The sequence below is a fragment of the Corallococcus sp. bb12-1 genome (genome assembly GCF_026626765.1).
Lineage (GTDB): Bacteria > Myxococcota > Myxococcia > Myxococcales > Myxococcaceae > Corallococcus > Corallococcus terminator.
The window spans coordinates 1,045,383-1,062,218 of record NZ_JAPNJZ010000018.1; the positions used below are offsets into that span (position 1 = coordinate 1,045,383).

At 67.4% G+C, this 16,836-nt stretch carries 16 protein-coding genes; 7 read left to right on the top strand and 9 right to left on the bottom strand.

Annotated features, from left to right (window positions below; translation table 11 throughout):
- Positions 1-19 precede the first annotated feature (19 nt).
- Both OV208_RS24905 and OV208_RS24910 read right to left on the bottom strand, forming a co-directional pair.
- Positions 20-1,036, bottom strand: coding sequence for a zinc-binding alcohol dehydrogenase family protein (locus tag OV208_RS24905; RefSeq protein ID WP_267576373.1), 1,017 nt, complete (start codon positions 1,034-1,036; stop codon positions 20-22).
- An 86-nt stretch (positions 1,037-1,122) separates the two neighbouring features.
- On the bottom strand, positions 1,123-2,334 hold the full coding sequence (locus tag OV208_RS24910; protein ID WP_267574262.1) for an ISAzo13 family transposase: 1,212 nt from the start codon (positions 2,332-2,334) through the stop codon (positions 1,123-1,125).
- Between the two features lie 85 nt (positions 2,335-2,419).
- Between OV208_RS24910 and OV208_RS24915 the strand changes: the two genes are divergently transcribed.
- The gene (locus tag OV208_RS24915; protein WP_267576374.1) at positions 2,420-2,785 is read left to right on the top strand and encodes a winged helix-turn-helix transcriptional regulator; all 366 of its coding nucleotides are present in this window, start codon (positions 2,420-2,422) and stop codon (positions 2,783-2,785) included.
- 27 nt (positions 2,786-2,812) lie between these two features.
- Here the strand turns inward: OV208_RS24915 and OV208_RS24920 are convergent, their stop codons facing one another.
- The 3 genes from OV208_RS24920 to trhA all read right to left on the bottom strand — a co-directional run bounded on the left by OV208_RS24920 (position 2,813) and on the right by trhA (position 4,704).
- A complete protein-coding gene (locus OV208_RS24920) occupies positions 2,813-3,283 on the bottom strand; it encodes a hypothetical protein (protein WP_267576375.1) in 471 nt (156 codons plus the stop codon).
- A gap of 122 nt (positions 3,284-3,405) precedes the next feature.
- Positions 3,406-3,873 (bottom strand): hypothetical protein, encoded by a 468-nt coding sequence (locus OV208_RS24925; protein WP_267576376.1) that lies wholly within the window; start codon positions 3,871-3,873, stop codon positions 3,406-3,408.
- A 174-nt stretch (positions 3,874-4,047) separates the two neighbouring features.
- Positions 4,048-4,704, bottom strand: coding sequence for a PAQR family membrane homeostasis protein TrhA (trhA, locus tag OV208_RS24930; RefSeq protein WP_267576377.1), 657 nt, complete (start codon positions 4,702-4,704; stop codon positions 4,048-4,050).
- A gap of 128 nt (positions 4,705-4,832) precedes the next feature.
- On the opposite strand from trhA, the gene OV208_RS24935 reads away from it, so the two are divergent.
- Positions 4,833-5,471 carry a TetR/AcrR family transcriptional regulator gene (locus tag OV208_RS24935; protein ID WP_244238113.1) on the top strand — a complete coding sequence of 213 codons (639 nt, stop codon included), beginning with the start codon at positions 4,833-4,835 and terminating at the stop codon, positions 5,469-5,471.
- A gap of 54 nt (positions 5,472-5,525) precedes the next feature.
- On the opposite strand, the gene OV208_RS24940 is transcribed toward OV208_RS24935, so the two are convergent.
- The 3 genes from OV208_RS24940 to OV208_RS24950 all read right to left on the bottom strand — a co-directional run bounded on the left by OV208_RS24940 (position 5,526) and on the right by OV208_RS24950 (position 10,563).
- On the bottom strand, positions 5,526-7,439 hold the full coding sequence (locus OV208_RS24940; RefSeq protein ID WP_267576378.1) for a propionate--CoA ligase: 1,914 nt from the start codon (positions 7,437-7,439) through the stop codon (positions 5,526-5,528).
- 139 nt (positions 7,440-7,578) lie between these two features.
- On the bottom strand, positions 7,579-8,328 hold the full coding sequence (locus OV208_RS24945; RefSeq protein WP_267576379.1) for an ATP-grasp domain-containing protein: 750 nt from the start codon (positions 8,326-8,328) through the stop codon (positions 7,579-7,581).
- Between the two features lie 177 nt (positions 8,329-8,505).
- A complete protein-coding gene (locus tag OV208_RS24950; RefSeq protein ID WP_267576380.1) occupies positions 8,506-10,563 on the bottom strand; it encodes a LamG domain-containing protein in 2,058 nt (685 codons plus the stop codon).
- A gap of 265 nt (positions 10,564-10,828) precedes the next feature.
- Between OV208_RS24950 and OV208_RS24955 the strand changes: the two genes are divergently transcribed.
- The 5 genes from OV208_RS24955 (at position 10,829) to OV208_RS24975 (ending at position 15,793) form a co-directional block, all read left to right on the top strand.
- The gene (locus OV208_RS24955) at positions 10,829-12,238 is read left to right on the top strand and encodes a DUF2380 domain-containing protein (RefSeq protein ID WP_267576381.1); all 1,410 of its coding nucleotides are present in this window, start codon (positions 10,829-10,831) and stop codon (positions 12,236-12,238) included.
- The gene (locus OV208_RS24960; RefSeq protein WP_267576382.1) at positions 12,235-12,705 is read left to right on the top strand and encodes an NUDIX hydrolase; all 471 of its coding nucleotides are present in this window, start codon (positions 12,235-12,237) and stop codon (positions 12,703-12,705) included. Before OV208_RS24955 ends, OV208_RS24960 begins: the two co-directional genes overlap by 4 nt.
- Before the next feature lie 98 nt (positions 12,706-12,803).
- Positions 12,804-13,274 carry an NUDIX hydrolase gene (locus OV208_RS24965; protein WP_267576383.1) on the top strand — a complete coding sequence of 157 codons (471 nt, stop codon included), beginning with the start codon at positions 12,804-12,806 and terminating at the stop codon, positions 13,272-13,274.
- 177 nt (positions 13,275-13,451) lie between these two features.
- Positions 13,452-14,927 carry a DUF2252 domain-containing protein gene (locus tag OV208_RS24970; protein WP_267576384.1) on the top strand — a complete coding sequence of 492 codons (1,476 nt, stop codon included), beginning with the start codon at positions 13,452-13,454 and terminating at the stop codon, positions 14,925-14,927.
- Between the two features lie 107 nt (positions 14,928-15,034).
- Positions 15,035-15,793, top strand: a complete 759-nt coding sequence (locus tag OV208_RS24975; RefSeq protein WP_267576385.1) for a phospholipase D family protein — start codon at positions 15,035-15,037, stop codon at positions 15,791-15,793.
- A 134-nt stretch (positions 15,794-15,927) separates the two neighbouring features.
- Here OV208_RS24975 and OV208_RS24980 read toward each other — a convergent pair whose 3' ends face one another.
- Positions 15,928-16,836 (bottom strand): MerR family transcriptional regulator, encoded by a 909-nt coding sequence (locus OV208_RS24980; protein WP_267576386.1) that lies wholly within the window; start codon positions 16,834-16,836, stop codon positions 15,928-15,930.

The following is a 16,836-nucleotide window of genomic DNA, read 5'->3' on the forward strand; positions in this document are numbered from 1 at the left end:
GACCGCGTGTCCGCGTGGCTCAGGGGAAGCCGCTGAGCACGATCTTCCCCACGGTGCGGCCGGTCTCCACGGCGGCATGCGCGCGCCGCAGGTTGGCGGCGATGATGGGGCCGAAGTCCTGCGCCATCGTGGTCTTGACCGTGCCCGCGTCCACCAGGTCCGCCACGGCGTCGAGCAGCCGTTGCTGGGAGAGCGGATCCGCGTTGAAGAGCGAGCGGGTGAACATGAGCTCCCAGTGGAGCGCCAGGCTCTTGCGCTTCATCGCGGACACGTCCAGCGGCGACTGGGGGTCGTCGATGATGCCCAGCTGTCCGAAGGGCGTCATCGCCTCCACGAGCTGCGGGAAGTGTTGCTCCGTCGCCGTCAGCGCCAGGACGTAGCGGACGCCTTCCGGCACCAGCGCCAGGACCTGCTTCGCCAGGGGCTGCCGGTGGTCCACCACGTGGTGCGCGCCCTGGGCGGTGCACCACGCCACGGTCTCCGGACGCGACGCGGTGGCGATGACGGTGAGGTTCGTGAGCTGGCGCGCAAGCTGGGTGGCCAGTGAGCCGACGCCGCCCGCGCCGCCCACGATGAGCACCGCGTCCTTCGGTCCGCCCTTCTCACGGGAGACGCCCAGCCGCTCGAACAGCAGCTCCCAGGCAGTGATGGCGGTGAGGGGCAGCGCGGCGGCCTGGGCGAACGACAAGCTCCTGGGCTTGCGGCCGACGATGCGCGCATCGACGACGTGCAGCTCGGAGTTGGTGCCCGGCCGGGCGATGGAGCCCGCGTAGTAGACCTCGTCCCCGGGGCGGAAGCGCTTCACGTCGGAGCCCACGGCCTCGACGACGCCAGCGGCATCCCAGCCGAGCACGCGGGGTTCGGTCTCCACCTTCTCCTTCGGAGCGCGCACCTTGGTGTCCACGGGGTTGACGGACACCGCGTGCACGCGCACGAGCAGGTCACCGGGGCCGGGCGTGGGCGCAGGCAGCTCCACGTCGACGAGGGCTTCGGGATGATCGCTGGGGAGGTACTTGTAGAGGGCAACGGCTCGCATGGGAGTCTCCTTGCGTGCCAACATCGTCCTGAAGGTGGATGTGGACAAGTACGCACTATTTCGGCCGGTAAGGGTCCGCTCAGAAATTACTTGGCCGAAATGGGCTTGAGGACGTAATTCCAGTCTCCATGGAAGTCTGAGCGGATGAGGCGGAGTTGGTGCATTGTCGCCTGAGAGACGCTGACTCCCGTGCGGTAGCGCCGCCGGTCCAGCCGTGCATTCACCTTCAGGCCCTTGGCGGTAGTCGTGGTGCCGATGAGGTTCACCACCGTCTCGTAGTCCTCCAGCGGACGGCCTCTCCAGTTCATGCTGATGTGGCTGAAGAGGCGATGCTCCACCTTGTTCCACTTGCTCGTGCCGGGAGGGAAATGACAGACGCTGATGGACAATCCCGTCGTGTCCGCCAGTCGCTGCAACTCTGCCTTCCACACCCGGCTTCGCGCGCTGTTGCTGCCGCCCGAGTCCGCCGTCACCAGCAACTGCTGCGCCTCGGGATAGCGCTCCTGGCCCATTTTGCGCCACCAGGTGGCGATGCTATTGACGGCGAAGACGGGCGTGTCGTGGTCCACTCCCACCGACACCCAGGCGCTGTTGTCCCCGACGTCGTACACGCCATAGGGAATCGCCTTGCCCACTGCCGTGTCCGGGAAGTCATGCGTCAGGCTCAGCACTGGCGCCCCTGCCGGCTGCCATTCGCGACCTCCATTCTTGAACTCCCCCACCAGCTCCTTCTTCTTGGTGTCCACCGAAACGACCGGCTGCCCCCGCTGCTGGAACTCCCCCACCTGGGCGTTGATGTGCTCGAACTGGGCGTTGCGGTCGGAATGCGACTCTCCCTCCAGCGACTTGGCCCCGGCCTGCAAGCTGTAGCCCTGGCGTTTGAGCAGCTCCCCCACCTTCTGCGGGCTCACTTCATAACCCTGTTTCTTCAACTCCGCGGCCAACACCCTCGTGCTCTTGCACGTCCAGCGCAGCGGCGACTCCGGGTCTCCCCGCGTCACCGGGTCCACCAGCGACTCCAAGGCTTCCGTCAGCCCCGGCTGAGCCACTTCCACCGGGGGGCGGCCCGCACCCTTGCGCCGCACCCGCACCAGCTCTCCTGGAGGACTCTTTCCGCTCGCCTCGTCGCGCCCCGCGCGCACCGTCATGCGCGCCAAGCCCGTCGCCCGTGCGACCGCAGTGACGCCGCCGCGCCCCAGCGCGAGTGCCTCGGCCCCTGCCCAGCGGCGCGTCACCCGCTCATCCATGACGTCTCGGAGTGCCTGGTAGCGCTCCGCCACGGCCTTTTCCGCGTCCATCTCCGGCCAACACGCTCGGTCGCCTGTCTATTCCACTATTCGACTAACTAATTTCTGATCGCGCCCTAAGCACGAAAAGGGAACCATGGCCCGGCACAAGACCTACGAATGCTCCGCGGGATGTCCCGTCTCCGCGACGCTGGACCTGATTGGCGGCAAGTGGAAGGGGCTCATCCTCTACCACCTGCTCGAAGGCACGCTGCGCTTCGGAGAGCTGCGCAAGTGCATCCCGGACGTGACGCAGCGGATGCTGACGCAGCACCTGCGTGAACTGGAGACGAGCGGGCTCGTTCACCGGAAGGTGTACGCGGAAGTCCCGCCGCGCGTGGAGTACAGCCTCACCGCGCAGGGACAAACGCTGCGCGAGGTCATCCTCGCCCTGAAGCACTGGGGCGAGGCGTATCTGGGGCAGAAGGGCCGCAAGCGTGTGCTGGCGGTCGCGGCGCGGTGAAGGTCGCGGGTGCGCTCCAACGCCTCGCTAGCCCTGGAGCTCTCCGTCTGGAGTGAGGGTCCATCCCTTGTCCAGAAGCACCAAGGTCGAAACCTCCGCGCCATCCTCCGTGCATTCAATCGACAGGAAATCCCCTTCCTCCAAAGGCAGACCTGCCAGTTCGAACGCACGCCGCTCGACGGCTTCGTCATGACGCGGACCCACGGGGCCCCCTTCCCGGCAGGATTGGGGAGCGACCGCATGCACCCGATACAACCAGCGCATCTGGTAGCTCACCCCCCACATCCGCATGAAGACGAGCAACGCGAACACCATCGAAAAAACGGCGATGAAGCGTGCCAGTCCACGCACCATCTGGAAGCGCATGCCCAGGACGGACAGGGCCATCAAGACAGCGGCAATGATTACCAGGGAGTGGTCGATCCTCCACAGGTGCCCGTATGCACTTGGGAAGGGCAGAAGCAGCGCGAGTCCTGCCAGAACAAGCAGCAGCGACACGACTGGCACGCCGCGCCATCCCAACAGCCCTCTCAACCCAGTGCCTTCCATTGAGCCCCGTAGCATCCACCGCCCCCTCCAGGACTTCAACTGCGGAGTCCCTCGGGAATCATGGCCTCATGCTACGGCAGAACCCCTGCATCTGACTTGAGCGTCCCATAGAGGTCGAACCCGTCCGTGAAGGACGTCTCCGCGCCGTCCCTCTCGCATGAGAGGTAGAGGAAATACCGATCCTCGGGCGACGAACCCGCCAGTTCAAGCCCACGACGCAGGGCGTCCTCGTCGCTCGCACCGTCAACGGCTGCCTCCTGGCAGGCCCTGGGGGCGACCGCATGCAACCGATTGAAAGAGCGCGTCTCGTAATTTTGCCCCCACATTCGCAGGAGGAAGAACGACGCGAACACCAACGAGACACTGGCTATAAAACGTGCCAGGCCACGCACCACCCGGAAGCGCATGCCCAGGGCCGCCAGAGCCGCCAGGCCCACGGCAATCCCCGCCAGGTAGTAGTAGATGGTTCCCATCCCCGTGAAGAGGCTTGGGAAGGGCAGGAGAAACGCGAATCCTACCAGCACGAAGAGCAGCGACACGACCGGTACGCCTTGCCATCCCAGCCATCGCATCAACACAGCCTTCACCGAGCCCCCTTGGCGTCAATCCTTCCGCCAGGACTCTAACGGCAGGAGCCCCTCGGAGCCATGGGCCATCCATGTCAGGGGTGCCAGCGCTCGAAGCGCGCGGGTCCCGGCGATGAAGGAAGCGCCCTACCCCGCCGCGCGCACCATCTGGAGCACCAGCACGAAGTGGAAGCCCGCGCCCACGATGGTCAGCGCGTGGAAGACCTCGTGGTAGCCGAAGACGCCGGGGATGGGGTTGGGGCGCTTGAAGGCATACGCCAGCGCGCCCGTCGTGTACGCGATGCCTCCGGCGATGATGAGCCCACCGCCACCGGCGCCCAGCGCGCGGAAGACCTCACCGAAGTACGGCATCATGATCCACCCCACCGAGACCGCCAGCGCCGCCGTGATGAACTTCGGCGCGCCCACCCAGAAGAGCGATTGCAGGATGCCGACGAGGGCCCCGACGTAGATGTAGAGCATCAGCCGGTTGCCCAGCTCCTCCGGCAGTCCCAACATCGCGACGGGCGTGTACGTGCCCGCGATGAGCAGGAAGATGGCCGCGTGGTCCATCCGCCGCATCCACGCACGGCCCCTGGGGGCCCAGTTCACGCGGTGGTAGGTCGCGCTGATGGCGAACAGACCCACCAGGCTCAACGAATACAGCGCCGAGGCCAGCGCGGTGCGCGGCGTGGGCGCCAGCGCCACCAGCACCACCCCCGCCCCCACCGCGAACGCCGCCGCCCACTGGTGCAGCACGCCCCGCAGCTTCGGCTTCTCCAACGCCAGGACCGCCGTGGTCATGAGCACACCCCGCGGGCCGCGATATCCTGGAAGACGAAGCACTTCATGACGGTAACGACTCCTCGTCTTGCCTACAGAATGGTAGGTTTCGGGCGGGTAAGTTACGTGTGGGTAGGTTCGAGGTCAACTTGAAGAAGAAGCAACGGCTGACAGGCGCGGAGCGCCGGGTCCAGTTGATGGAGGTCGGGCGGTCGGTCTTCGCCTCGAAGGGCTACGAGGCGACTTCGATTGAAGAGGTCGCCCAGCAGGCGGGCGTGTCCAAGCCCATCGTCTACGAGCACTTCGGCGCGAAGGAGGGGCTGTACGCGGCCATCGTGGACCGGGAGATGGAGGACCTGGTGGCGCGCGTGTCGCAGCGCATTGCGCAGGGCACGCCCCGGGAGCGCTTCGAGGAGGCCGTGCTGGCGTTCATGGGCTACGTGAAGGAGGAGCCCGCCGGCTTCGCGGTGCTGACGCGCGACTCACCCACGGCGGTGGCTCGGCGCGGGCTGACGCGCGTCATCGACGATTTGGCGCAGCGCGTGGGGGACGTCTTCCGCAGCGAGTTCGAACGCGCGGGCTATTCCTCCAAGGTCGCGCCCATCTACGCCAACGCGCTCGTGGGCATGGTGACCCAGGTGGGGCACTGGTGGGCCGCGGAGGGCAAGGCGTTCTCCACGGAGAACGTGGCCCGGCATGTCGCGGCGCTCGGGTGGATGGGATTGCGGCACCTGCCGAAGGACCCCAGCGCGCCCGGCGTGAAGCGCGAGCCGAAGCGGCGGGGTTGAGGGTGGCAGTCTCTCCAAGCGCGCAGATGATGTGGATGCGGGAGGCGAGCCCGACTACCCCTTGGGTCCCCGCGTCTTCATGGCGGCCTGAATACCTTCCAGCGCGGTGGGATCCTCGATGGTGGTGAGGTCGCCCGGCTCGCGCGCCTCGGCCACGGCCTGGATGCTGCGGCGCAGCAGCTTGCCGGAGCGCGTCTTGGGAAGGTTGGCCACCAGGTGCACCTGGGCAGGACGGGCCACGGCGCCCAGCGTGCGGCCCACGGTGTCCATCACCTCGCGCTCCAGGGCGGCGCGGTCCTCATCGCGCTGGAGACGGGTGGGGTCCTTGGGCACGGCGAAGGCCATCACCACCTGGCCCTTGAGTTCGTCCTTCACGCCCACCACCGCCACCTCCGCGATGGCCGGATGGCCGCTGATGGCCTCCTCGATTTCACGCGTGCCCAGGCGGTGGCCGGCCACGTTGATGACGTCATCGGTGCGGCCGAGGATGAAGTAGTCGCCGTCCTCGTCGCGAGTGGCCCAGTCGAACGTGTTGTAGGCAGGTGTTTCAAAGCTGGAGAAGTAGGTGGAGACGAAGCGCTCGTCGTCACCCCACACCGTGGACAGACACCCCGGCGGCAGCGGCGGTTCAATCACCAGCACGCCCTTCTGGTTCGGGGCCGTCACCTCCGCGCCGCTGATGCCATCCAGCAGCTTCACGCGGTAGCCATAGATGGCCGCGCCGGGGGAGCCCAGCTTTCGCGGACGCGCCTGCACTCCGGGAACAGGTCCGAGGATGGGCCAGCCCGTCTCCGTCTGCCAGTAGTTGTCCAGCACCCGCGTTGCGGGCAGCGCATCCGAAATCCACGCATGCGTGGGCGCATCCAACGGCTCGCCGGCGAGGAACAGGTAGCGCAGGCGGGAGGTGTCGTGGCGCTTCAGGAAGGACGCGTCCTGCTTCTTGAGGACGCGGATGGCGGTGGGCGACGTGAACATCACGCTGACCTTGTGCTCCTCCACCAGCCGCCACCAGATGCTGGCATCCGGCCGGGTGGGCAGGCCTTCGTAGAGCACCGTCGTCATGCCATTCAGCAGCGGGCCGTAGACGATGTACGAGTGGCCCACCACCCAGCCGATGTCGCTGGCCGTGAACATCACCTCGCCGGGCTGGCCCGTGTAGATGTGGCGCATGGATGCCGCCAGGGCCACCGCGTAGCCCCCCGTGTCGCGCTGCACGCCCTTGGGTTTCCCGGTGGTGCCGGACGTGTAGAGGATGTAGCTGGGTTCGGAGGACTCCAGCCACTCCACGGGCACCAGGGCGCCCTCGTGCTTCTGTCCCAGCGTGGCGAAGTCCACGTCGCGTCCTGGCGTGAGCGAGGTGCCGGGAACGAGCCCCCGGTTGAACACCAGCACGCGCGCGGGAGGGTGCTGGGCGAGCATCAGGGCCTCATCCACCAGCGGCTTGTAGGGCACGACCCTGCCGGAGCGCATGCCCGCGTCCGCCGTCACCAGCAGCACGGGCCGCGCGTCGTCGATGCGCATCGCGAGGCTGTGCGCCGCGAAGCCGCCGAACACCACGGAGTGGATGGCACCCAGTCGCGTGCAGGCCAGCAGCGTGAAGAGCGCTTCAGGCACCATGGGCATGTAGACGATGACGCGGTCGCCGCGTCCCACACCCAGCTCGCGCAGCATGGCCGCTACGCGGTTCACCTCCGCGTGGAGCTGCGCGTAGGTGTACTGGCGCCGCTGGTCGGTTTCGGTGGACTCGAAGACGAGCGCGGGCTGATTCGCGCGGGTGGCCAGGTGCCGGTCCACTGCGTTGTGACACAGGTTGGTGCGGCCCCCGACGAACCAGCGCGCGAAGGGAGGGCGCGAGGCATCGAGCACCTGGTCGAACGGGCGCTCCCAGTCGATGAGGCGGGCCTGCTCGGCCCAGAACGCATCCGGCTGGTCGAGGGAGTGCCGGTAGAAGTCCTCGTAGCTGCCCATGCGTTCACTCCGTCGTGGGTGGGTGTCCATCACGATAGGGGTGGGCCTGCTGGAGAGGAAACCCTTCGGGCCCGCGCGCGGGTGTGGATGTCCTTCAGGCAGCACGCTGAGCGCGTGGGAATAAACTCCCGAGCCTGAATCACCCGGCGTGGGTCAGCTCACACCAGCGCGCCAGGGTCAGCTCGGTGTAGGGACCGCGCTCCAGGCCATAGGCGCCGAGCGAGAAACCATCGTTCCACTCAATCAGGGCCGTCTGCCCCGAGTCGAGGACGCCGAAGTCCACCGCGTACCCCGCGGTGCCCTCACCCGCGGACGCCAACGCCTGGACGGCGCTCGCTACCACCGCCTCGTCCACCCGCAGGGATGCATCACCGGCGTAGTGACGGAGGCCCACGACGGCGCCCTTCACCACGAACACGCGGTACTCGCTCAGCCACTGGACCACCTCCGAGCAGAGGATGGGCGTGCTCGCGGACGCACGCTCCAGCCAGAGGAGATCCTCCGCGCTGGAGAAGACATGGCCGGTGAACCGCTTGCGACGGCCATGGGGCTTCGCGAACACCGGAGGCCCCGAGCCATGGAGCACGTCGGCGGTCAGTTGCCGGACCGTGCTGGACCAGACGCGCCGGTGGAGCAGGCCCGTCAGACTCGGTGGATAGTCCCGGGTTTCGGGGGGTTCGATGCCCAGTTGCTTCAAGGCCCCCAGGACGGTGGGGACATCGCCCGCCACCAGGAGGCCGCGGGCAAGCGGGAGTTGGCTGCGCGCGAGCCGTTTCGCGGAAAATGATTCAACCGGCACGCCCCTCGCCCGAAGCTCGTCGAACAGGGCCTGCATCTCGGGTTCCATGCGCCCGAAGCCCTGCTCCTGGATGAATGCGCCTCGCACCATGGGCATGAGCCTACTCGCTGCGAATGAGGCCGCGTGCAGCGACCTGGCTGGTCGTTCACCCGCGCCTCGCGAGCGCAACGGGCCTCGCGGCCTCGGCGTGGAGGCCGCGGGCCCGCCCCGTGCCCGCGACCCCCGCCTGAGCGGGAGCCCCGGGACACGGAGAAGGCGGTGCGGACGTCAGCAGCCGGCCGGCTTCTGGGTGAGGGCGTAGACGAAGAGCGCGAAGTTGGCCACGAGCTGGAGGATCACGATGGCCACGTAGGCGCCTCCCGTGGCCCACAGCGCGGCGACCTGCAACAGGAGCATGGCGCAGTTGGCGGCGATGGTGAACCAGCTGCCCGTCAACACGGCGCCGAAGATCTTGCCCAGGGTCCCCGCCGTGTAGAACGCCTTGATGATCCGGATGATGCTGTCGGCGTCCTGGACGGAGCTCTCCGCCACGCTCTTCACCGTGTTGAGAAGGGCGGTGCTCTCCGTGACGGCCTTCTGGATGGGGGAGATGAGCCGCGCACCGGCGAAGCCCACCCCGAACGCCGCCAGCAGCATGGAGAAGCCGGTCGCGGCCACGGTGACGATCCACCCGATGCACTCGGTGTTGACGCTCAGCTCCATCCGGCCGGCTTCCACCTTGCCCTGCGCGGTGTGGTGGTAATAGACGAAGTGGTTGCCCTCCACCTGGCCGGTGAAGGCGCCCACGGGCGTGCCCCCGGGTCCGCCCACCCGCGCCAGCCCCTGGTACAGGTTGTCGCGGGAGAGCGAGCGCATCCGCTCACGCGTCGACTCGGGCAGGGTGGCCAGCAGGGGCTCCAGGGAGGCGAGGACGGCCTGCGCCTGGTCCTGCGTCAGCAGCTTCTGCGCGGGGAAGGCCACCGGCTCCGCGAAGCTCATCTGGGCGGAGGGCAACGGCGGGTCGGCCTTCGCCAGTTGCTGCGCCGCGACGTCCGAGCCCGGAGGCGGCGTGGAGTCCGAGGGCGGCGTGACGACGAGGCTGGGGGTGGCCGTGTTGTGGAACAGCGGCGGGTTGCCGGTCACCTGGTTGCCCAGGACAGTGCCGTTCCACGCGTAGTACGCCACGCAGCCGTCGACGTCGCTGGGGTCCTGCGACATGTACTGCTGCACCTCGCTGGCGGAGAGCGCCCGGGACCAGAGCCCCGCCGCCTGGAGGTGACCCTGGAAGTCGTAGGCGGCCCCGCCCGCGATGCGGGAGCTGGGCTGGGCGCCGAAAAGCCAGACGGGCTGCGCCAGCGTCGGCTGGACGACCCCGGGGATCTCCAGGGTGAGTTCGCCGTCCAGATAGAGGATGAGCGTGCTGCCGTCATAGGTGGCCGCCAGGTGGTGCCACGCGCCGGGGGGCAACCGCGTGCTCTTCCCCCAGCCACGCTTGCCGTCGGAGACGTACCCGGAGGTCTGGAGGTTGTACCCAGTCTCGTCCCACTGCAGGCCGAGCGTGAAGCCCTCGTTGCTGACGCTGTCCAGACACGCGAACAGGGTGTGCGAGTCCGCCTGGTAGGGAGAGGGCGCTTCGAGGTGGAACCACGCCTGCACGCTGAAGGGGCCGCCGTCCGCCGACATCGTGAGGCCGTCACGGGGCGAGGGCTGCGCCGCCGCGTTCACCAGCCGCAGCGAAGGGGCCAGCATCACCACCTGCGCGCCGTTCAGGAGGCTGGCCTGGCCCAGGTTGTGTCCGGAGACGTCCGCGCCGGAGCCGTCGCTGAAGCTGTAGCAGGCGGCGAGCGTCGGGTCCGGCTGCGGCACGTCCCACACCGGCTTGAGCTGGTCTCCAGACTTCGCGGCGGACCAGAAGGCGACGTTGAAGAACTGCGCGTCGCAGCTCATGCCCAGCACGAACGGCGCCGTGCTGCGGGTGATGTTGGACTGGCTCCCTTCGATGAGGACCGTGCCGTCCACGTACACCGTGTAGTTGCCGGCGCTGGTGCCAGTCGACTCGAAGTTGATCAGGACGTACTGCCACTCGTCGGGCCGCAGTTCGAGCTCCGAGAGCTGACGCGACGACATGCCCGGGAGGCTGAACGTCAACTGCAGGCCGTGCAGCCCCAGGTACCAGCTCGATCCGGACCCCAGCAGCTTGCCGTCGTAGGTTGGGGCGCGCGGGCGCAGCCAGAGACCGATGGCGTAGGACGTGTTACCGCTCAGGTCGAGCGGGCACTGCCCGCCGAACTGGACGTACTGGCCGTAGCGAACGTCGGCCGTGCCGTACTGATACATGGGTCGCATGGTGTGGGCTCCAGGTTGAGAGGAAGGCCCGCGCCCGGCGGAGGTGACGGGCGTCAGGGCCGCCTCCACGCAAGAGCAAGGGGCGCGCCATCGCGTGCGCGCTCGTGCTCCCTCGGAGCCGCGCGGCGAGAGCGCGCCGCGTGCGTCCTGGCGTCACGCGGCCGAGTCAGGCCGGGACGCAAACCGCGGACGGGCTGCTCCTTGACGTCTCGGGGAGCCTGGAGCGCGGCTGTCCTTTCCTCTCGCGAACAGGCGATCATGGGCCATGCGAACAGGAGCCCTGGTGTTGAGCGTGGTGCTGCTGACCACGGGATGTGCCTCTCCATCGCCGGGGCCCGGACGGAGGATGCGGCTGAACCATGCGCGGCACGTGGTTTCGGGTCCTCCGGTGGAGGTACCGGAGCCACGGTCACGGGGTCAGCATCCAGGAGAGGACCTGGGTGGGCAGGACGCGACGCCGACCCGTCAGGCGGTCCTCGATGCCATCGCCGACGTGAAGGGCTCCACGGAGAGCATCGCCCGCGCGTTGTCGAAGCTGGATTCGCGCGGCGACTGGGACGTGTTCACCCGCTACACCGACTACGGCTCCAGTCAGTTGCCCTGGCTTCGCGGCGCACAGGGAAGCGTCGCGCTGCTGGCGAACACCTCCGAAGCGGTCGCGGATGCGGACATGGCGGTGGGCCTGCTGCGGATGACGGGTCCACGGCTCCAGGCCGCCATGTCCGGTGCCATGCTGCTCGCGGCGTGGCTCGACTTCCTCCGGCTGGCGGAGGCGGTACGAGAGCAGTGTCCGTTCTATGGGACCGAGCGCCTGTTCGTGGACATGGACCGCGTGCAGAAGTTGATCGAGCCCTCCATGACGGCGCTCGCTTCGCTGGAGCCCGAGCAGGTGGAGGCCACCGCCCGTGCGCTTCCCGTGCTGATGGCGCAGCTCACCCGCGAGTTCCAGTCCATCCAGGAGGGCGCACGGGTGGCATCGGAGCGCGCGGGCAAGGTCATCGCGGTGGCGCAGTTCATGGAGATGCTCACCCTGGTCTCCACCCTGAGGATGTCACTCCCCAAGCGTCCCCCTGCGGCGCCCGCCATGCTTGGCGTGGGACTCGCGATGGGCTCCGGCGGCGTGATGACGGGCACGCGCGTGGTCGTCTCCGCTGAATGGGTGGAGAGGATGCGCAGGCTGGTGCAGGCGGGCGTCATCTCCGTGCCCGCCGTCAGCTCCGCCATCCGCGTCCACGCCGGTCAGGTGATGATGTCGCAGTCGAACCGGGACCTGCCCCAGGGTGTACGCGACGCTCTGGGCGACAGCCCCGAGGTTCGCGGCATGCACGAGACCGGCAGGGCCGGAGCCGGCATGTCCGATGCGCCGAAGCACCATGTCCTGCCGCGGGAACACCGGGAGTGGTTCGAGAAGCGCGGCTTCAAGGGCGCAATGGATATCGATCAGTTCTGCGTCAGGATGGAGGAGGCGCACCACGAGGCGATTCACGGTGGAGGCAACTGGCGCCTGGGGCGGACGTGGGCTGGCGAGTGGAACAGGATGATCATGGGTCGACTTCGAGACGCAGAATCCGCAGTCGGCAGGATGTTGACGCGAAACGAGATCTTGAACATCGTCGCGGCGCATATGCAGGCGGCCGACATTCCGATGAACTTCATTCGGGGAGGACGACGATGACCGGCGGCCGTTCCTGGCAGGGCAACTGGAAGGTTCGCCTGCATGAACGGGTCCGCGAGCGGGGGTTCGCTTCGCTCACCGCTTTTGCCAAGGCCCGTCCCACCGCATCACTGGTGGCGCTGGCCGAAGAGCTGGGCAGGGATGACATCGCAGGGGTCCAGGTGTTGAGCGGACTGCTCGCCGAAGCGGAACAGCGAAAGCAGGTCACGCGCTTCGAGCGCGATGTACTCGTGCGCATGTTGGCCCAGGACCTCCCCCACGGATGGCCCTCCGTACTGGACGACGCGAACCGCTTCGCGGTCGCCAAGGCACTCAGTGGCTGGATTGCCTACACCCCTGAAGACCATCAAGCACGCGCAAGACGGATCATGATGGAACTTCTCTCCCATCCGCCTCCACCTGGATGGCGCCCGCTGAGCCCCGACGACGAACTTCTGCGGACGCTCCTTCCCGACGAGGAGGCATGACCGTATCGACGGGACCGCGAGTTGCTGCGAGGGGCACACCCACGCAGAAACCGGAGTTGGACGCTTGATGGCGCGACTCCACCTCCTGGCAGATGGCCATGACTGACGGACGCTCCTGGGAAGGCAACTGGAAGGTTCGCCTATATGAGAGGGTCCGTGAGCGCGGCTACTCGTCGCTCACGGCCTTCGCCGAGGCCCGCCCTACGGTCTCGCTGGTGGACCTGGCCGAGGAGTTGGGCAAGGACGACATCGCAGGAGTGCAGGTGTTCACCGGGCTGCTTGCCGAGGCGGAGCGGCGCAAGCAGGTCACTCGATTCGTGCGCGATGTCTTCGTGCGTGAGTTCACGGAAAACCTTCCTGATGGTTGGCCCGCCGTGATGGACGACGCCAACCGTTTCGAGATCGCCAAGACCATGGGCATCTGGACCGCGGACACCCCAGATACCCACAAGGCCCGCGTCAAGCAGGCCCGGGTCGTGCTCCGCGCCACACCACCTCCACCTGGATGGCGCCCGCTGAGCCCCGACGACGAGCTACTGCTCACGCTCCTCCCCGACGAAGAAGCCTGAGGCTTCTGGCGTTCTGCGAAGCGCGACGAATGCAGGGGGCTCACACCACCCGTGACGCCCGCCCAGCGGTGAACACTCCGTGCCCGTCCGCCCTCCGGCCGGGATGATTTTCCAGCGCAGGACGCTTCCCGTCCGACCCCGGCGCCACCACCTTCGCGCCGAGGAGTCACACACCCCATGGATGCGGACGGCAAATCGGAGTTGGGAGCCGCGAAGGTTCCCCTCGTGTCCACCCAGAAGCAGCAGCGCGTTCGTCGCCCCCCGAAGAAGCTCAAACCCTCACGGCTGCACGAGGTGGACTTCCGGAGCGTGGACGAACGCATGGACTCCGGCCGGGCCCTGCGCAAGCGCTGCCCGCGCAGCAGCCACGCCGCGTGGAAGCCGTTCCGGGGACGTGACCCGCTGGCGCAGTTGAAGGAATCCGACGCCACCCGGCTGCCCTGGCTGGTGCCCGTGCGGCACGAGCGCATGTCCGAATCCCCCTTCGCCTTCCTGCGCGGCACACCCTTCGCCATGGCGCGCGACCTGGCGCACACGCCCCACAGCGGCCTGCACAGCCAGATTTGCGGCGACGCGCACCTGAGCAACTTCGGCCTGTTCGGCACGCCCGAGCGCAACCTCATCTTCGACCTCAACGACTTCGACGAGACCCTCCCCGGCCCCTTCGAATGGGACGTGAAGCGTCTGGCCGCCAGCTTCGTCGTCGCGGCGAAACAGAACGGCCTGGGCGGCCGCTGCGGCAGGAAGGCCGCGCGCAAGGCGGTGGAGTCCTACCGCCTCATGATGCGCGAGCTGACGACGCGGAGCCTGCTGGACGTGTGGTCGTTGCACGTGGACGCGAAGGAGCTGCGGCGCGCTGAATCCGAGGACACCGCGAAGCTCGCCGCGGAAGCCGTGGAGAAGGCGAAGCGCCGCACCAGTGCGCACGCGGTGGAGAAGCTCACCGTGGAGCGCAACGGCCAGCGCCACCTGGCCTACCAGCCTCCCCTGCTCTTCCCCCTGTCGGCGGTGAAGATGGATGTTTCCTCCGCGGAGCTGGAGCGGCGCATCAAGGAGCTCACGGTGGGCTACCTCGCGTCGCTGGACGGCGCGGTGCGCGACCTGTGTCTGCGCTACCAGCGCAAGGAGTGGGGCTTCAAGGTCGTGGGCGTGGGCAGCGTGGGATTGCAGGCCTACGTCGTGCTCTGCGAAGGCAACGGGGGGAAGGATCCACTGGTGTTGCAGTTGAAGGAGGCGAAAGCCTCCGTGCTGGAGCCCTACCTGGGCCCCAGTGAGTTCGGCAGCGCGGGGGAGCGCGTGGTGGTGGGCCAGCGACGCATGCAGGCCTTCTCCGACCTCTTCCTGGGATGGACGGAAGTGGAGGGCATGGGCGCCTTCTATGTGCGCCAGTTGCGCGACATGAAGGGCGCGCTGGACGCGGAGAAGATGGATGCCCCGGTGTTCCTGGACTACGCGGAGGCGTGCGGCTCGACGCTCGCGCGAGCCCATGCGCGCACCGGGGATGCCGCCCTCATCGCGGGCTACCTGGGCAGCAGCGAGCACTTCGATGAAGCCGTCGCGGAGTTCGCCTGCACCTATTCGGATCAGGTGGACGAGGACTATGGGCGCTTCATCGACGCCCAGGCGAAGGCCATCGAAGCGCTGGCGGGCTGAGTGCCACCAAGGAGGAACCGCAGGCCGCCGGGCAGCATAAGACCAGTAACGGGTCCAAGGCACCCCATGGTTGACGAGCCGCCAGTCATCCCCGTCCAATACCGCCCATGGCCAAGTTTCTCGACACCACAGGCGTCTCCTACCATCTGCAACAACTAATCAACAAGGCGAAGGAGAAGCTCATCCTCGTCAGCCCCTACCTGAAAATCAACGAGCGCGTGAAACAATCGTTGATGGAACGAGATGCATTCAAACTAGATATTCGCATTATTTACGGAAAGAGCGAACTCCAACCAAGTGAAACGGAATGGATCCAGAGCGTAAAGTCGATCCGCCTTAGCTTCTGCAAGAACCTTCACGCCAAGTGCTACCTGAATGAGTCCGAGGCCATCATCACCTCGATGAATCTCTATGAATTCTCTCAGGTCAACAACGCGGAGATGGGTATCTACATCAGCAAAGCCGAGGACTCCGTTGTCTATCAGGACCTCAGCGAAGAGGTGCAACGACTGCTGCGGATGAGTGACGAAGTCCAGATCTCCATTGAGCGCACCAAGCCAGAGGTCCCACCACAAATCCCCGTTCCCATTCCGCCAAGTCCGACTCCGGCCCCGCAGCGGAAAAAGACTGAGCCGGCAATTGCGCCCCAGCCTGCTGGACATTGCATCCGCTGCCAGGATGAGATCCCCCTTCGTCCAACACACCCCTACTGTCGGGAGTGCCATGACGATTGGGATGGCGAAAAATCAGAGCCTGAAATGTACTGCCATGTTTGCGGCACCGACCACAACGCCACATTCCTCAAACCATCTTGCTATCCTTGCTTCAAGGCGAATCGCAATAAACTCGAATGGGCAGTCAGTTGACTCACAGTCCTTGGGCGCTCAGTATCAATCCATGATGAGTGCCCAAGACGCCGGGCGCACGGAATCCCAGGCCGAGACGGCGCTGGCCAGTCCACGGCTTCTGCGCTACCGGCAGTGACGCCCGGTGACTGCCTTCAGCCCGAAAGGCGCGTCCAGTCGTCCTCGTGCATGAACAGCCTCACGCACAGGCGCTCGCACACGTCCGCGTGCGCCTGGGCCGCGGGGCCGCCCACCCAGACGGGCAGCTCCTTCGGCAATGCCTCACGCAAGCGCCGGAGCACATCCTCGAACACCGTGGCGCCCCGGTTCATCACCGCCGACAGGCCCACCACGTCCGGACGGGCCCTCGCCACCGTCTCTCCCAGGCCCTCCGCCGGCACGCGCTGCCCCAGGAGCGTCACCCGCACGCCCGCGTACCGCAGCCGCAGCGCCGCTCCCAGGAGGCCCAGTTCGTGCTCCTCCTCCGGGAAACATGCCAGCACCGCGTGCTTGCGACCTCCCTCGGGCGCGCCGTGCAGCAGGCTCACCAGCCGCTCGCGCACCACCTGCGTCACCAGGTGCTCCTGCGCCACCGACAGCGTCCCCGCGTGCCAGCGATCGCCCACCTCGCGCTGCACCGGCACGAGCACGTCCTCGAACGCGCGCAGGGGCGGCAGGGCCGACAACACCTGGTCCAGGATGCGGGAGACGCGCGGCTGGTCATACGCCTCCGCCGCGGCCATCACCGCCGCGCGCCACGACGTGGGCTGCGCTCCCCCGTCACCACTGGCCCGTTCCTTCCGGACCGGCGGCTCCGGCACGGTGACCAGCTCCGCCATCAACTGGGGCAGCAGCTTCGCCGCCTCGCTGATGGCCACGCCTTCGTCCGTCAGCGCCTTGAGCCGCTTGAGCAGCGCGACGTCGCGGTCGGTGTAGACGCGGTAGCCCGCTGGCGTGCGCTCCGGGACGAGCACTCCGTAGCGGCGCTCCCAGGCCCGGATGAGTTCCACGCGGACCCCTGACAGCTCCGCGGCGATGTGGATGCGATAGGTGCGCTCAGCCAT

Bases quoted from the DNA above. Each gene is read 5' to 3' on its own strand.
- OV208_RS24940 (WP_267576378.1), bottom strand. From the start codon at position 7,439: ATGGGCAGCTACGAGGACTTCTACCGGCACTCCCTCGACCAGCCGGAT.
- trhA (WP_267576377.1), bottom strand. From the start codon at position 4,704: ATGACCACGGCGGTCCTGGCGTTGGAGAAGCCGAAGCTGCGGGGCGTG.
- OV208_RS24975 (WP_267576385.1), top strand. From the start codon at position 15,035: ATGGCCAAGTTTCTCGACACCACAGGCGTCTCCTACCATCTGCAACAA.
- OV208_RS24980 (WP_267576386.1), bottom strand. From the start codon at position 16,836: ATGGCTGAGCGCACCTATCGCATCCACATCGCCGCGGAGCTGTCAGGG.
- OV208_RS24910 (WP_267574262.1), bottom strand. From the start codon at position 2,334: ATGGACGCGGAAAAGGCCGTGGCGGAGCGCTACCAGGCACTCCGAGAC.
- OV208_RS24945 (WP_267576379.1), bottom strand. From the start codon at position 8,328: ATGGTGCGAGGCGCATTCATCCAGGAGCAGGGCTTCGGGCGCATGGAA.
- OV208_RS24955 (WP_267576381.1), top strand. From the start codon at position 10,829: ATGCGAACAGGAGCCCTGGTGTTGAGCGTGGTGCTGCTGACCACGGGA.
- OV208_RS24905 (WP_267576373.1), bottom strand. From the start codon at position 1,036: ATGCGAGCCGTTGCCCTCTACAAGTACCTCCCCAGCGATCATCCCGAA.
- OV208_RS24960 (WP_267576382.1), top strand. From the start codon at position 12,235: ATGACCGGCGGCCGTTCCTGGCAGGGCAACTGGAAGGTTCGCCTGCAT.
- OV208_RS24915 (WP_267576374.1), top strand. From the start codon at position 2,420: ATGGCCCGGCACAAGACCTACGAATGCTCCGCGGGATGTCCCGTCTCC.
- OV208_RS24970 (WP_267576384.1), top strand. From the start codon at position 13,452: ATGGATGCGGACGGCAAATCGGAGTTGGGAGCCGCGAAGGTTCCCCTC.
- OV208_RS24965 (WP_267576383.1), top strand. From the start codon at position 12,804: ATGACTGACGGACGCTCCTGGGAAGGCAACTGGAAGGTTCGCCTATAT.
- OV208_RS24950 (WP_267576380.1), bottom strand. From the start codon at position 10,563: ATGCGACCCATGTATCAGTACGGCACGGCCGACGTTCGCTACGGCCAG.